Origin of the sequence: Hymenobacter mellowenesis, assembly GCF_030581005.1 — a bacterium.
Taxonomy (GTDB): domain Bacteria; phylum Bacteroidota; class Bacteroidia; order Cytophagales; family Hymenobacteraceae; genus Hymenobacter; species Hymenobacter mellowenesis.
Window position 1 is genome coordinate 42,718 of the sequence record NZ_JAUQSX010000013.1, and the last position, 14,379, is coordinate 57,096.

The following is a 14,379-nucleotide window of genomic DNA, read 5'->3' on the forward strand; positions in this document are numbered from 1 at the left end:
CCCGGTCAACCAAGAGGTTGCCGGGCCGCTGCTGTCAACAATATTGCCAAATCCGGCCCTTATTGGCCCAGTCCAACTACTTCGTCGAATCGGCCGGTTCCACGGGTTTAGGCTTAGGCTTGGGCTTGTTAAAGAGGCTGTTGAAGCCTTTCGAGATTTGCTCTTTGGCCTTATTGGCCGCGTCGATGCGCTGTTGCTTCTTGTCCAGCTCGGCTTGGGCGGCGGCTTCCTCGGCCGTCTGGCCGGCCCGGCGGATGCTGTCCTCCTTGCTGATGGCGCGGGGCTTCACGCCCAGCAGGTCGAGGGCTTTCTGCTTGGCTACGTTCTGCACAAGCGTTTTGCCCTGGTCCTTCATGCTGCCGCTGGTGAGCTTCACCACGGGCGCCTTCACGGTGCCGCCAATGTTGAGGCCCAGCGTCACCCGGTCGGTGCCCTGGATGTTCTGCACGCCGGTCAGCTGCGTGAGCTTGCTGCTCATGGCCGTGCCCAGCTTGCCGGTAGGCACGTTCAGGGCGGTGATGTAGGAGAGCACGCCGGTCAGGCTGTTCGAGCCGCCGATGTTCATTTTCACGTCGCCAATGGTCAGGTCGAAGGGTTGCACCACTAGGTTGCCGTTCACAATGTTGGCCTGGATTTTCTTGTCTACCACCAGCAGAGTTTTCAGCTCGGGCAGGGTGGTGAGGCTGGCAATCTTGGTCATCACCTCCGACTGGTTCACTGCCGCCCGCACGATGTCAAACAAGCCTTTGCCGCTCAGGGTGGCTAGGTTCGGCATCATATCTGGGCCCATTTCACCGCTCACGCTGAAGTTGGTGCCGAACACGCCCTCCACCTGGCTGGCCAGCGGCACCAGCGTCTTGATGGTGTTGAAGGCCGAGAAAGCTTTCTGAAAGTTCAGGTTGTCGATATTCAGCCCGAAGTTGAATTTTGGGTGCGCCAAATCCTTGCTGCTGTAGCTACCCGTGGTGCCAAACGAAGCGCCCAGCGTGTTGAACTTGAGGTTTTTGAGCGTAGCCGTCTGGTCGTTCACCGTCACCACACCCTGGGCGTTGGTCAGCTTCAGGTTGTCGTAGGTCACGTTATCGACGTGGCTGTTCAGCACAAGGTCGAAGTACTTCGGAATCTGCAGCACGCCATTGGCTGCGGCGGGGGCCTTAGCGCCGGTAGCCGTGGGCTTGGCCGATACCTCGTCCACCATCCACTCGTTCACGTTGAAATTCTGCGAGTTCACGGTCATATTGCCCTTCAGCGACTGCCCCGGCGTGAACAAGTAGCCCAGGTAGTTGCTGATGGTGCCCGAGGCCGCGAAGTCGGAGCTGCCGGCCGTGCCGTTCAAGCTTTGCAGCGCAATCTGGTTGTTGTTGAAGGTGGCGGTGCCGCTGCTGATTTTCACGCCCTGTGGCAGGTCCTTGCTCTTGTAGGTCACGTTGTTGGCTTTCACGGTGCCGCTGGCCACCACGTTCTGGTAGCGGCCGGCTTCCACGTCGGCCATGTTGCCCTTGGCGGCAATGTCGCCGGCCACGCGGCCCGTCACGGTCATGCCCTGCAAGGGGAAAATCTTGGTAATCTTGGTCAAATCCACCGTGCCGCGCACGTTGGTGTCGAACACCGGCTTGTCGATGTTGTGGGCCGTGAGGCGGCCCTCCAGCGGCTCACCTTCCAGCAACATCTTAAACTGCGGCAGATTGATTTGGGTGTCATTCACCTGTCCTGTAGTATTCACCACCGTGCCATTGAGGTTGATATTTTCAATCGGCGCCGGGAATTTGGCCGATTTTACGTAGCCGTTGGTGAGGCGAATGGCCGCATTCACCACCGGCATCTGCGTCTTGGAGTAGATGCCCTTGGCCACGCCGTCCACGAAGAACTGCCCGCGCATGTTCAGGTCCTTCACCGGGTACACCTTCAGAGCTTCGGCCAGGTTCACGTTGGCTTTCACGCGGCCGTCCACCTTCATCGGGTTCAGGCCGTCGATGGCCACGCTGCCGTCCACGGGGTCAGGGCCGAGGTCGAGGTGAAACTGCGGGATGTCCACTTTCACGTCGTTGGTTACGCCCGTGGGGTTGTCCACCTTCATTTTCAGGTTGATGTTTTTGGCCTCGCGCGGCAAATCGGGGTACTTGAAGCGGCCGTTGCTTACCACCAGGTTCACGCCGTAGCCGGGTAGCTGCGTAGTCGTCTGCGTGCCCTTCGCGTAGCCATCGAAGGCCACCTTGCCGCTGGTTTCAATGTTTTTGAACTTCTCCGTAAACACGCCCGGCACCAGGCTGAGCAGGGTTTTGAAATCCGTTTCCAGCGCTTTGAACGTGATGTCGTAGGTAATGTCCGTGGCATTCGGCAGCCCAATGGCACCCGCAAAGCTGAATGGGAAGTCGTTGAGCTTAATCTTGTTGTCTTTAAACGTGTAGAGGTTTTTGTTCAAATCCATGTTCAGCGTCACGTCGGCGTCGAGCTGCTTATCGGTCACGTAGGCCACGCCGCCGTAGGTCATGTCGAGGTCGGCCGCGGTGGTTTGCGACTTCATATCGAACACGTTGCTGGCGAAATCGCCGCTGCCGCTGTGGTTTACGCCGCGCGCCTCCATGCGGAAGGGCAGGGTCAGGTCCTCGTAGCGCAGGTGCGCGTCGGTCAGCTTCCAGCCCTTGATGGCCAGGCTCACCTGGCTGGTGTCCTGGCCCTTGGCGGCGGCGGCCGAGTCCGAAATCACCACGTCCCAGTTGGCACGGCCGCTTTTCAGGCGGCGCAAGCTCAGGTCGGGCCGCTCCAGCTCCACGCTGTTAATCTTGATTTCCTCGCCTTTGATGACCGTCATCACGTCCAGGCCCACGCGCAGGTTGGGCAGGTAGGCCAGCGTATCGCGGCTGAACGAGTCGAGCCCAATCACGCGCAGGTCCTTGATGTCCAAGGTCAAATCGGGGAAGGAGTGGAACACGCTCAGGCCGATGTTGGCCGGGTCGTACTGTACCTGGGCGCGCACGCGCTGGGCTATCTGCTTGTCGGCCAAGGCCCGCAGCTTGTCTTTAAACAAAAACGGCGCCGCCACGGCCGCCAACACCAGCACCACCAAAAACACGCCTATTCCCAACAAAATTTTCCGCATGACAAAAGCTAATAAGGTATTAGAGACAAAGGTAAAACGAACGAGGACTGCGTTTTTTACAATATCGTGAGGCACGTAAAACCGTGTACCGCGCAAATACAGGGCAACCTGCCTGCCCCCGCCAGTGGGTATTGCGGCTGTGAAAAATGGGCACAATTGCCGCTCTGGCAACTCATTCACGTCAGCAAGCGGTGTTGCTGGCAGGTTATCAACGGAAACCCAACAGTGCGGAGATGAAATGACTGACTAAAAACGTTCTTAGTATAAATCAATTCAACGAATTGGATAAATTACAAATTTTTACCAAATTATCATAGAACAAGTTTCGGAAGTATATTTGCTGCCTCTAAATCCCTTTTCTGTTATGAAGCTTCGTTTTCTCTCGCTCGTGGTGCTTCAGGTGGTTTGCGCGGCTGCTGTACAGGCACAGGTGGCCACGATGAGCCTAATGGGCAACGTGCAGTCCGTTGACCGGCAAGCTCTGCCCGGTGCGGCGGTTACGGTCATCCACGTGCCCTCCGGTGTGCGTCACGCCGCCGCGTCCGACCGGGCGGGCCGTTTCCAGATTCCCAACCTGATGGTGGGCGGCCCCTACTTGATACGGGTAGGTGAGGGCGGCTATCAGCCCCAAACGGTTGAGAATATTTTTCTGGAAGCCGGCAAAACCGCCAGCTTCACAGTAACACTCAATAAGTTATCGAACGAATACGGCAAGAATAGAAACAACCGGAACGCCATCTCGACGCCCGACCCCAACGGCACGACCATGACCCTGGCACCAGAAGCGGTGGTGGGCGGCCCCGTGTTGGTGACGCTCACGCCTAACCAATCTCAGCGTGGTGGCGGCAGTGGCATGGCGTACCCGGCTTCTGCGCCGGTGGCGTCGGCGGCCCCAATGGCGGCACCGGCGCCAACCGGTCGGGTTTCCGGAGCCATGCCTTCGACGGCCCCGGTTTCCTCGGCAGCGCCAGCGCCGGTCAATGCTCCCAGGGCAGCGGTTCGGCCAGCAGCAGCGCCAACTGGTACTACCGTGGCGCCCGTTGCAGCACCCGTTGCTCCGGTCACTCCTGTTGCTTCAGAAACCGCCCGGCCCACTGCCGCGCCGCGTTACAGCCGCCGACCCTACACGCCCGGCCGTCCCTACTCCCCTGGCCGACCATACACCCCCAAAAAAGTAACCGACCCCATTGTTCCGGGGCACTTCGATGCAAAGAGCGGCAACTACCTCTACCACACCGGCACGCCCACTACTTTGAAGCTGGCCAACGGCACGAGCATTGCCGGAGTCGGCGTCAATTCGACGGAAAACTACCTGCACCGCTTTCTCGCCGACCCCGCCGCGAAGGTTGACACCCTCGACCTCACCCAAGGCTGGTACAATTTCGACCACGTCTTTTTCAACCCCGGCAAAGCCACCCTCACGCCCGAGTCCATGGGCCAGCTTCGCAACATCGCGGCTATTCTGAAGGCGTACCCCAACGCCCGCATCAAGCTTGGCGGCTACACCGACAGTACCGGCACTTATAAGGTAAACCGGCAGCTCAGCGAGGCCCGCGCCCGTACCGCCTGGGCCAGCCTCGTGGAAATGGGCATCAGCCCCAGCCGCATCGACGCCCGGGGCTACGGCCCCAACTACTCTATTGCGCCCAATAATACCGAAACCGGCCGCGCCATGAACCGCCGCCTCAGCGTGAAAGTGCTGCAAAAGTGAACCGCCGTTTGGGATAGGCGAGCAGCTGCGGGCCGTACCTTCGCGGCGGCAGCCGCACTATTTTAGGAGCTGGCCGCGTTACCCCGGTTCTTATGCCCAAGCGTTTCTTCTCGTTGTTTGTGCGCCTGAAGCACGCCCTGGTCTCGGGCCTAGTGCTGGGCACGGCGCTGGGCGCGCACGGGCAAGACGTTTTTTTCTCGCAGCCCTACGCCACGCGCTTGCACACCAACCCCGCCTTCACCGGCCTGGTGGACGACTACAGCGTGACGCTTACTTACCGCAACCAGCTGCCGCTGCTGGCCGGCTCGTTCCAGACGGCCCAGGCGGCGGCCGACCTGCGCCTCAACCAGCCCGGCCAGCACCACGCCCTCGGCCTGCTCATCAACCAGGACCGCACCGGCTCGGTGGGCTACACCCGGTTTGAAGTGGGTGGGATTTATGCCTACCACACCCGCATCAAGGAAAAGCTGGCCCTGAGCGGCGGCCTGCGCGCCAGCTACGGCCGCCAGCGCGTCGGATATGACAATTTCGTGTTTGGCGACCAGATTCGCGAAGACGGCAGCGTGGCCGGCCCCTCGGCCGAATCGTTGGATTTCCCGCCCGTCAACTATTTCAGCGTGGGCACCGGCGCGGTGCTCTACACCGACCAGTTCTGGCTCAGCCTGGCCGGCCAGCACCTCAACCAGCCCAGCCTGGGCTTCCGGCAGCAGAGCGCGCTGCCGCTGCTGCTGAACCTGTCGGGCGGCTACAAAATTTTTAAGATAAAGCCCGGCCCCGGCATTGCCACCCGCGAGGTGAGCTACACGCCCGTGGCCGCCTACACCCGCCAGGGCGGTTCCCAGCGTGTTGAAACGGGGATTTACTTCACCGCCTCGCCCGTGACGCTGGGGGCGGTGTATCGCAATATTTACGTACCGGGCAGCGTTGGTTCGCAGCACCTGCTGGCCATTATTGCCGGGGTGCAGGCCGGCGGCCTGCGCCTGGGCTACAGCTACGACGTGGGCCTCAGCCGCCTAAGTTCCGATTTGGGCGGCGCCCACGAAGTGACCTTGGCCCTGCGTGCGTTTGACCGATTGGAAAATGCCCATCGGCGTTTAAAAAAGAGAGTTTACCCGACGGCCCCTTGTCCGGCATTTTAATATTTTGTATTATTGCGTCCTAATTGTCTTAGATAACCCCTCAGCCCCATACTCATTTTAACTTTGTTATGAAATTAACCAATTATCTACGCCTCTCCGTGCTTGGCCTGGTAGTCTTGGCAAGCTGCGGGAAGAAAGGCCCGCCCACGGCCCAAAAGCCGGGCAAATATTCCTCTACGACCGGTATTGAATATAATACGGAGAAGGGCATGGCCGTTGCCAACTTCAAGAAAATCCCCGAAGGCCCGGGCCTGGTGTTCATCGAAGGCGGCCGTACCGTCCTCGGCTCGCAGGAAGAAGATGTGACCATGACGCACGACAACATCGAGCGCACGGTGACCATTGCTTCGTTTTACATGGACGAAGCCGAAGTGGCCAACATTCACTGGCTGGAATATTTGCACTTTATTCGCACCGACTCGGCCGAGGAGTTTTACCGCTCGGCTCTGCCCGACACCACGGTGTGGGCCCGCGACCTGTCGTTCAACGACCCCTACGTAACTTACTATCTGCGCTACCCCGGCTTCCGCTACTTCCCCGTGGTGGGCGTGAGCTGGCTGCAGGCCGATGACTACTGCTCCTGGCGGACGGCCAAGGTGAACGAGCGCCTCGCGGCCGGTGGCGACAGCAAGCCCGGCATCGGTGGCTTGTTCGGCAAGAAGAAAAAGGATAAGCCCGCCGGCGAAGGTGCCGCGGGCGCCGAAGGCACGGCTGGTGCCGCTGGCGCCCTGGCTACCGGCAAAAACTCGACCTCCATCGAAAACGGTAACACACTGCCCAACTACCGCCTCCCCACCGAGGCCGAGTGGGAATACGCCGCGCAGGCCCTCGTGGGCACCCAGGAAGTGGGCAACGAAAACCAGGAAGAGAAGCGCATTTACCCCTGGGACGGCAAATCGACCCGCAACGCCTATGGCAAGAAGCAGGGCCAGTTCCTGGCTAACTTCAAGCGCGGCCGCGGCGACTACGCCGGTATTGCCGGTAGCCTGAACGATGGCGCCATGATTACGGAATACATCTACTCGTACCCGCCCAACGACTACGGCCTGTATAACATGGCCGGCAACGTGAACGAGTGGGTGCAAGACGTGTACCGCCCCCTGTCGTTCCAGGACGTGGAAGACCTGAACCCCTTCCGCCGCAACGGCGTGGGTGACCCCGCCGAGAAGTACGACAAGAAAGGTTACCAGTCGCTGATTGACGACCATGTGCGCGTGTACAAAGGCGGTTCGTGGCGCGATGTGGCCTATTGGCTCTCGCCCGGCACCCGCCGCTTCATGGCCGAAGACTCGTCGACGGCAACCATCGGTTTCCGTTGCGCCATGATTAACGCCGGCTCAAACAAGTAAGCTGGAATCTTTAGCAGTAAAAAGGCCGCTCCTGAATCAGGAGCGGCCTTTTTGTTTGGTGTAAAGCTTCGAATTTATCTATCGGCGCAGGCGATGGCGGCAATGCTGACCTCGGCCGCACCAGCCGCCAGCAGCACGCCGCCGCAGGCTTCGAGGGTGGCGCCGGTGGTCAGCACATCATCAACGACGAGGATGCGGCGGCCGAGGATGGCGGCTGGGTTTTCGACCTCGAACACGGTGGCGACGTTGTTCCAGCGCTCGGCGCGGTTCTTTTTGGTTTGGGTGTTGGTGTTGGCGGTGCGGCGCAGGGCGGCGGGGGAGGCAGGCAGTTGCATGCCGGTGGCCAGGCCGGTGGCGAAGGCGGCGGCTTGGTTGTAGCCGCGCTTGGCCAGCTTTTTGGGATGCAGGGGCACGGGGATGATGAGGTCGAAGTCGGCGGCGAGGCCGGCGGCGTGCAGCTCGGCGCCGTAGAGCTGGCCCAGGGCCGTGCCCACGTCGCGCTGGCCTTGGTATTTCAGCTCGTGGAGCAGGTGCTGCACGCGGCCGTGGCGCACGAAGCGCAGGTAGCTCAGGGCGTGGCGCACGGGCAGCTTGCCCCAGAAGCGGCGGCCGAGCGGGTTCTGGTCGGGCGGCAGGCGGTGGTAGTCGGTGTAGGGCAGCTCGGCCCGGCAGCCGGTGCAGAGGTGGTTTTCGCCCGTCATCAGCGGCTCCTGGCAGGCCAGGCACAGGCGCGGGTAGATGAGGCCCACGAAATCGTCCCACAGGGTGCGGAGCATGGCGGTAGGGAAGGGCGAGGTTTTGGGGAGTAATTTTGGGAAAGCAATGTAGCCAAAACCAGCGCATTGTGTTAAACCTCAGAACGGTCATGCTGAGCGCAGTCGAAGCATCTCTGCCGCTTCGTTGTTATCGCACTGATTACTGCTGCACGCGAGATGCTTCGACTACGGCTGCGCCTCCGCTCAGCATGACGTTCTTCTCTTCTCCTATCTAATTCAAAATGTCCCAAGTAACCGAATTCAACGAGTACCGCCAGCGGATGAACGCCACCATCATGGCGGCCGACAACAAGGTCATCAAGCGGTTTTTCAACCTCGACACCAACACCTACGCGGCCGGCGCGCTCGACGTGAAAACCAAGGAAATGCTGGGTCTGGCCTGCTCCATGGTGTTGCGCTGCGACGACTGCATCAAGTACCACGTGGGCAAGTGCTTCGAGGAAAAGCTCACCGACGAGGAGATTTACGAGGTATTTGCCATTTCCAACATCATTGGCGGCAGCATCGTCATTCCGCACTTCCGCCGCGCGGTGGAGTACTGGGAAATCCTGAAATCGGAAGCCGGCAGCGGCGCCCACGACGGCGCGGCCCTGGCCGCCCACAAAGCCGAGCACGACGGCCAGCCCCACGCATGAGCGAGGACCTGAACCACGCCGCGCCGCATGAGGACGAAGCCGACTTCGATGCCCGTTGGGAAACCCTGATGCAGGAAATGGAGGAGCGTTTCGGCAAGCGGCCGGATTTGAACGCGCTGCTGCTACTCATCGGCATTCAGGAGCTGAACCAGGGCCTTACCACCTTCACCAAGGAGCAAAAGCAGGACCTAATGCACATCGCCACCTGCCGCCTCTTTAGTATCAGCGGGCACTACGAGCGCACGCACGTGGACGAGGACGGATGGCCGCACTTCAAGCTGCTGCGGCCGGTGCCTTTTGCTAATCTCAAAGAGCAGGAGCGCATGCTGAAATGGCACGTGCTGGAGTATTTCAACATCAATTACATGGAGTAGCCGGAGTGGCGAAGCCGCCGTTGGCTACGCTGCTTATGGCCTCTAATGCCCGTTTGAAAAGCCGCTTCGCATCGTTTGCAGGGCGGCTTTTTCATGCCCGGCTGGGCGATAAGCGCAAAATTAAAATCAAATTAATACCTCATTAAAAGCCGGTTAATTCGTATAGGCATCTGTAACAAAGCGGTGAGAATGGGCATTTACCTGCTGAATTTTGTAGGCCCGTTTCTTGTGCGGCTACTTCTGCTGTTTCTTTTTTTACTGTTTATCAATGGCTTCATACGCTAGTACTTTGCCGCCGCCCACGCCGTGGCAACGACTGACGCGGATGCTCGACACCGAGCGCAAAACGATTCGTCACATCATTTGGTACGCCGTGGTGGCGGGCGTCGTCAGCCTGTCGCTGCCGCTGGGCACGCAGGCGGTTTTTAATTTGGTTTCGACCGGGGCCGTGTTCGGCTCTACTTACCTGCTCATCGCCGTGGTGGTGGGTGGCGTGCTGCTGGCCAGCATCCTGCTAATCGGGCAGCTCACGATGGTGGAGGCTATCGAGCAGCGCATTTTTGCCAAGGCGGCCATTGAGTTTGCCTACCGCCTGCCGCGCATTAAGTCCGAAGCTTTGGAAGGCCAGAACCCCCGCGAGCTGGTGAACCGCTTCTTCGACGTGCTCACGGTGCAGAAGGGACTCACCAAGCTGCTGATTGACCTGGTGTTCGCGGGTATGCAGATTCTGTTCGGGGTGCTGGTGCTGGCGTTTTACCACCCTATTTTCATCGCGCTGGGGCTGTTCACCATCATCGCCCTCGTGTTCATCTACGCCGTGAACTACCAGCGGGCGCTGCGCACCAGCATTGCCGAATCGGCCTACAAGTACGAGCTGGTGGACTGGCTGGAGCAGGTGGCCGACCGCCTGCCCGACATGCGCGTCGACCACACCCAAAGCGACGACGCCCTGACCCGCACCGACGAGCTGACCGCCAGCTACCTGCACGCCCGCAATGCCCACTTCCAGGTGCTGAAAACCTTTTACGGCTACGGCACGGCCCTGCGCACGCTGCTCACGGCCAGCCTGCTGATTGCGGGCACGCTGTTCGTGGTGTCGCGCCAGATGACGCTGGGCCAGTTTGTGGCCGCTGAGGTGCTTATTGTGCAAATCAGCGCGTCCATTGAGAAGCTAATGACGGGCGTGAGCACGATTTTCGACATTCTGACCGGGGTGGAGAAAATGGCCGCCGTCACCGACCTGCCCCTCGACCCTCACCACGCCGCCATCAGTCATGCTTAACCTCTCGAACCAACACGTCGCCGAGGGGGTCTGGGAAAAAGTACCCCGCAAGTCTCGCCCCGAGTTGCTGCGCATCCAGGGCAGCCGGCGGCTGGGCCGCATCCTGCTGGTGGTGGGCATTCTGTTTGTGATTGCGCTGTTTCTGCCCTGGCGGCAGACCATTGCCGGCGCGGGCACGCTCACGGCCCTCACCCCGCAGGACCGCCCCCAGACGGTGCAAAACCAGATTGCTGGCCGCATCGAGCACTGGAACGTGCGTGAGGGCCAGCTCGTGCGCAAGGGCGACACGCTGCTGACCATCTCCGAAATCAAGGACGAATATTTCGACCCCAACCTGCCCGAGCGTCTGCGCGAGCAGCTGGCCGCCAAGGAAGCCAACGTGGACGCTTACGGCGCCAAAATAGCCGCCACCGACCAGCAGATTGCCGCCCTGAGCCTTACGCTGCAGGTGCAGCTGGAGTCGGCCCGCAACAAGGTGGAGCAGGCCACCAACTACCTCAACATCGACCGCGCCGACCTGGTGGCGGCCCAGAACTTCTACGAAACCACCCGCGCCCGGCTGGCCCGCTACGAGGAAGGCTACAAAAACGGCCTTTTCTCGCTCACCGACATCGAAACCCGCCGCCTCAAGCTGCAGGAAGATTTGGCCAAGGTAACGGCTGCCCGCAACAAAGTGGCCAGTAGCCAGCAAGCCTTGGCCAACGCCCGCATCGAGCTCAGCAACCTGCGCGCCAAGTACGCCCAGGACCTGGCCAAGGCCAATTCCGACCGTAGCACGGCTGTGTCGAGCCGCGCCAGCTCGAAAGGGGAGGTGGCTGCTACGCGCAACAAAATCAGCAACGTGGAGGTGCGCCGCGGCCTGTACGTGGTGCGCGCGCCCCAGACCGGCTACGTGGTGCGCGCGCTGAAAGCGGGTATTGGTGAGACGATTAAGGAAGGCGAATCCATTGCCACGCTGCAGCCGGAGGCGCCGCTGCTGGCAGCCGAAATCTACGTGCGGGCCATGGACGTGCCGCTCATTCAGCGCGGGCGGCAGGTGCGGCTGCAGTTCGATGGCTGGCCGGCCATCCAGTTTTCGGGCTGGCCCTCGGCGGCGGTGGGCACGTTCGGCGGCTTCGTGTCGGTGATTGACGTAGTGAGCAGCAGCGGTGGCAAGTACCGCCTGCTGGTGCGCCCCGCCCAGCCCCAGGCCGGCGACAAGCCCTGGCCCCGGCAGCTCCGCCTGGGTTCGGGCGTGCAGGGCTGGGTCATTCTGGATTCGGTGCCAGTGTGGTACGAAATCTGGCGGCAGCTCAACGGTTTCCCGCCCACCCTGCAGGCCGAGCCCGACGTAACCCCGGTGAAGGGCGACACTGGCAAGGAGAAATAAGAACGAGTAGGGGCGGGGCTTGCCCCCGCCCGCCGTTGAACGTAATCGTCGAGATGGCGCGACTATCCGGGCGGGGGCAAGCCCTGCCCCTACGTCGTTCTGCATGACAAGCGAATTTTATAAATCAAGATGTTATCCGTCATATCTAAATTTTTCTTTCAACTAAATCTTACCAGCCGCGGGCCGCTGCTGTGGCTGCTGTGGCTGCTATTTGCCATCCTCGCCCACCCGGCCCTGGCCCAGGACCCCAACCTGCCCGCCCGGCGCTCCGGCCTCGAGCGCGCCCCGCTGCAAACCACGCAGTTGGAAATCATTCGGCCCGGCGATACGGCCAAGGTGTTTTCGCTGCAAAACCTGGCCGATTTGGTGTTTGCCAACCACCCCATCGTGAAGCAGGCGGCCCTGCTCTCGGACGAGGCCCGCAGCCAGGTGCTACAGGCCCGCGGCGGCTTCGACCCCAAATTGGCCGCTGATTTTAACCGCAAGCAGTTTGGCGGCACCGACTACTACAACGTGTGGGAAAACGAGTTGAAAATCCCCATCTGGCTGGGCGGCATCGACCTGAAAGCCATTTACGACCGCAACGTGGGGACCTACGTGAACCCCGAACACCGCACGCCCGTGAACGGCCTGGCCGGCGTGGGTATTTCGGTGCCCATCGGCGCCGGGCTGCTGATTGACGCCCGCCGCAGCACCCTGCGCCAGGCCAAAGCCCTGCAAAACGCCGCCGAAGCCGACCGCGTGAAACAGATAAACGAAGTGTGGCTGCAGGCCGCCAAGGACTACTGGAACTGGTACTACGCCTTCCAGCAGGCCGCCCTCATCCAGGAAGGCGTAGCGCTGGCCGACCGCCGCTTCCAGGGCGCCGCCCGCCGCGCCCAGCTGGGCGACCAAGCCCCCATCGACTCGGTAGAAGCCCAAATCACGGTGCAGGACCGCCAGGTGCAGGCCGAGCAGCTGCGCGTAGACCTGCAAAACGCCCGCCTCATGCTCTCCAACCACCTCTGGAGCAAGGACGGCCGCCCCACCGAGCTGCCCACCTACGCCGCCCCGCAAACCCCAGCCCGCGACAGCGTGAGCCGCCAGGAGCTGCAGCGCCTCGTCGATTTTGCCGCCGCCCAGCACCCCACGCTCCAGAAGCTGAGCGCCAAGCTCCAGCAATTGAGCATCGAAGAACGGTACCGCCGCGAGATGCTCAAGCCCAAGCTCAACGTGAGCGGCGCGCTCATCAGCCAGGGCAATTTCTACCGCTCCGAGGTGCCGGCCTACTACAATTTCGGGATGGACAATTATAAAGTGGGCGTCGATTTTGCCTTCCCACTGTTCCTGCGCGCCGAGCGGGGTAAGCTCCAATACGCCCGCATTCAGGTGCAGGAAACCACCCTGGAGCGCCAGCAAAGCCAGCGCACCATCGTCACGCAGGTGAATGCCGTGTACAACTCCCTGCAAGCCTACGAGCGCCAGCTCGCCTTGCAGGCCCAAACCATTGCCAACCAGCGGCGCCTGCTGCAAGCCGAGCTGCAGAAATTCGAGCTGGGCGAAAGCACCATCTTCCTTATCAACGCTCGCGAAACCAAGCTCATCGACCTGCGCATCAAGCAGGAAAGCCTGCGCGCCAGCTACGAGAAGTCACGCGCCGAGCTGTACTACTACGCCGGCACGCAGGCTGTGGCGGTGACGCGTTAGGGGAGGAAGAGGAATAATTCAGCACGTCATGCAGAGCGCAGCGAAGCATCTCGCGTGTGTTAGTAATCCTTTCCTTGCGATTGAATTGCTACCACACGCGAGATGCTTCGGCTGCCCTCAGCATGACGTGCTGTTTTCTGGCCGGTTAATTTCGCAGCATGAAAATCGTTTCTTACAACGTCAACGGCCTGCGTTCGGCCGTGAGCAAGGGCCTGCTGGACTGGGTGGCCGAAGCCGCGCCCGACGTACTTTGCCTCCAAGAAATCAAAGCCAGCCGCGAGGCCATGGACGTGTCGGGCTTCGAAAAGTTGGGCTACCAGGCCTACCTGCACCCGGCCCAGAAACCGGGCTACAGCGGCGTCGCCACCTTCACGAAAACGACGCCAAAGGCCGTTGTTCACGGCTGCGGCCAGAGCTGCTACGATGACGAAGGCCGGGTGCTGCGGCTAGATTTTGAAGATTTTTCGGTACTGAACACCTACATGCCCTCGGGCACGAGCGGGCCGGAGCGGCAGGCGTTCAAAGTTGAATGGCTGCACTTTTTTCGGGATTATGTGGCGAAACTGCGGGCCGATGGCAGCACGCCGCCGCTGCTCATTGGCGGCGATTTCAATTGCTGCCAGACGGCCATCGACCTGCACAACCCCAAGGCCAACCAGAACAGCCCCGGCTACACGCCCGAAGAGCGGCAGTGGTTTCAGGACTTCCTGAATGATGGCTTGGTTGATACTTTCCGCCACCACCACGGTGAGGCCACCGGCCACTACTCCTGGTGGAGCTACCGCGCCGGCTCGCGCGGCCGCAACGTGGGCTGGCGTCTCGACCACTGGCTGGCCGACGCCGCCCTGCAACCACGGCTCACGGGTGCGGGTCTGTTGCCCGACGTGGTACACTCTGACCATTGCCCGGCCTGGGTGTCGATAGGGTAGGAGAGTGTACGTCTGTCATCCTGAGCGCA

General features: G+C 61.0%; 11 protein-coding genes. 9 read left to right on the forward strand and 2 right to left on the reverse strand.

The features are described from left to right. Positions 1-76 precede the first annotated feature (76 nt). Positions 77-3,100 carry an AsmA family protein gene (locus Q5H92_RS20985; RefSeq protein ID WP_305013521.1) on the reverse strand — a complete coding sequence of 1,008 codons (3,024 nt, stop codon included), beginning with the start codon at positions 3,098-3,100 and terminating at the stop codon, positions 77-79. A gap of 364 nt (positions 3,101-3,464) precedes the next feature. On the opposite strand from Q5H92_RS20985, the gene Q5H92_RS20990 reads away from it, so the two are divergent. The 3 genes from Q5H92_RS20990 (at position 3,465) to Q5H92_RS21000 (ending at position 7,299) form a co-directional block, all read left to right on the forward strand. After that, entirely contained in the window at positions 3,465-4,811 is a 1,347-nt protein-coding gene (locus tag Q5H92_RS20990; RefSeq protein ID WP_305013522.1) for an OmpA family protein, read from the forward strand. A 92-nt stretch (positions 4,812-4,903) separates the two neighbouring features. Next, entirely contained in the window at positions 4,904-5,950 is a 1,047-nt protein-coding gene (locus Q5H92_RS20995; protein ID WP_305013523.1) for a PorP/SprF family type IX secretion system membrane protein, read from the forward strand. Positions 5,951-6,018: 68 nt separating this feature from the next. Further along, positions 6,019-7,299 (forward strand): SUMF1/EgtB/PvdO family nonheme iron enzyme, encoded by a 1,281-nt coding sequence (locus Q5H92_RS21000; protein WP_305013524.1) that lies wholly within the window; start codon positions 6,019-6,021, stop codon positions 7,297-7,299. A gap of 74 nt (positions 7,300-7,373) precedes the next feature. Here the strand turns inward: Q5H92_RS21000 and Q5H92_RS21005 are convergent, their stop codons facing one another. Next, positions 7,374-8,075, reverse strand: a complete 702-nt coding sequence (locus Q5H92_RS21005) for a ComF family protein (protein ID WP_305013525.1) — start codon at positions 8,073-8,075, stop codon at positions 7,374-7,376. A 221-nt stretch (positions 8,076-8,296) separates the two neighbouring features. Here Q5H92_RS21005 and Q5H92_RS21010 point away from each other — a divergent pair, with 221 nt between their 5' ends. From Q5H92_RS21010 to Q5H92_RS21035, 6 genes are all read left to right on the forward strand, one after another. After that, positions 8,297-8,710 (forward strand): carboxymuconolactone decarboxylase family protein, encoded by a 414-nt coding sequence (locus tag Q5H92_RS21010; protein WP_305013526.1) that lies wholly within the window; start codon positions 8,297-8,299, stop codon positions 8,708-8,710. Continuing rightward, the gene (locus Q5H92_RS21015; RefSeq protein ID WP_305013527.1) at positions 8,707-9,084 is read left to right on the forward strand and encodes a hypothetical protein; all 378 of its coding nucleotides are present in this window, start codon (positions 8,707-8,709) and stop codon (positions 9,082-9,084) included. Before Q5H92_RS21010 ends, Q5H92_RS21015 begins: the two co-directional genes overlap by 4 nt. Positions 9,085-9,352: 268 nt before the next feature. Beyond that, positions 9,353-10,366: an ATP-binding cassette domain-containing protein gene (locus tag Q5H92_RS21020; protein ID WP_305013528.1), complete on the forward strand. Its 1,014-nt coding sequence runs from the start codon at positions 9,353-9,355 to the stop codon at positions 10,364-10,366. Continuing rightward, on the forward strand, positions 10,359-11,735 hold the full coding sequence (locus Q5H92_RS21025; protein ID WP_305013529.1) for an HlyD family secretion protein: 1,377 nt from the start codon (positions 10,359-10,361) through the stop codon (positions 11,733-11,735). Before Q5H92_RS21020 ends, Q5H92_RS21025 begins: the two co-directional genes overlap by 8 nt. A gap of 129 nt (positions 11,736-11,864) precedes the next feature. Further along, on the forward strand, positions 11,865-13,421 hold the full coding sequence (locus Q5H92_RS21030; RefSeq protein ID WP_305013530.1) for a TolC family protein: 1,557 nt from the start codon (positions 11,865-11,867) through the stop codon (positions 13,419-13,421). A 158-nt stretch (positions 13,422-13,579) separates the two neighbouring features. Further along, on the forward strand, positions 13,580-14,350 hold the full coding sequence (locus Q5H92_RS21035) for an exodeoxyribonuclease III (RefSeq protein ID WP_305013531.1): 771 nt from the start codon (positions 13,580-13,582) through the stop codon (positions 14,348-14,350). Positions 14,351-14,379 lie beyond the last annotated feature (29 nt).

Bases quoted from the DNA above. Each gene is read 5' to 3' on its own strand.
- Q5H92_RS20985 (WP_305013521.1), bottom strand. From the start codon at position 3,100: ATGCGGAAAATTTTGTTGGGAATAGGCGTGTTTTTGGTGGTGCTGGTG.
- Q5H92_RS20990 (WP_305013522.1), top strand. From the start codon at position 3,465: ATGAAGCTTCGTTTTCTCTCGCTCGTGGTGCTTCAGGTGGTTTGCGCG.
- Q5H92_RS20995 (WP_305013523.1), top strand. From the start codon at position 4,904: ATGCCCAAGCGTTTCTTCTCGTTGTTTGTGCGCCTGAAGCACGCCCTG.
- Q5H92_RS21000 (WP_305013524.1), top strand. From the start codon at position 6,019: ATGAAATTAACCAATTATCTACGCCTCTCCGTGCTTGGCCTGGTAGTC.
- Q5H92_RS21005 (WP_305013525.1), bottom strand. From the start codon at position 8,075: ATGCTCCGCACCCTGTGGGACGATTTCGTGGGCCTCATCTACCCGCGC.
- Q5H92_RS21010 (WP_305013526.1), top strand. From the start codon at position 8,297: ATGTCCCAAGTAACCGAATTCAACGAGTACCGCCAGCGGATGAACGCC.
- Q5H92_RS21015 (WP_305013527.1), top strand. From the start codon at position 8,707: ATGAGCGAGGACCTGAACCACGCCGCGCCGCATGAGGACGAAGCCGAC.
- Q5H92_RS21020 (WP_305013528.1), top strand. From the start codon at position 9,353: ATGGCTTCATACGCTAGTACTTTGCCGCCGCCCACGCCGTGGCAACGA.
- Q5H92_RS21025 (WP_305013529.1), top strand. From the start codon at position 10,359: ATGCTTAACCTCTCGAACCAACACGTCGCCGAGGGGGTCTGGGAAAAA.
- Q5H92_RS21030 (WP_305013530.1), top strand. From the start codon at position 11,865: ATGTTATCCGTCATATCTAAATTTTTCTTTCAACTAAATCTTACCAGC.
- Q5H92_RS21035 (WP_305013531.1), top strand. From the start codon at position 13,580: ATGAAAATCGTTTCTTACAACGTCAACGGCCTGCGTTCGGCCGTGAGC.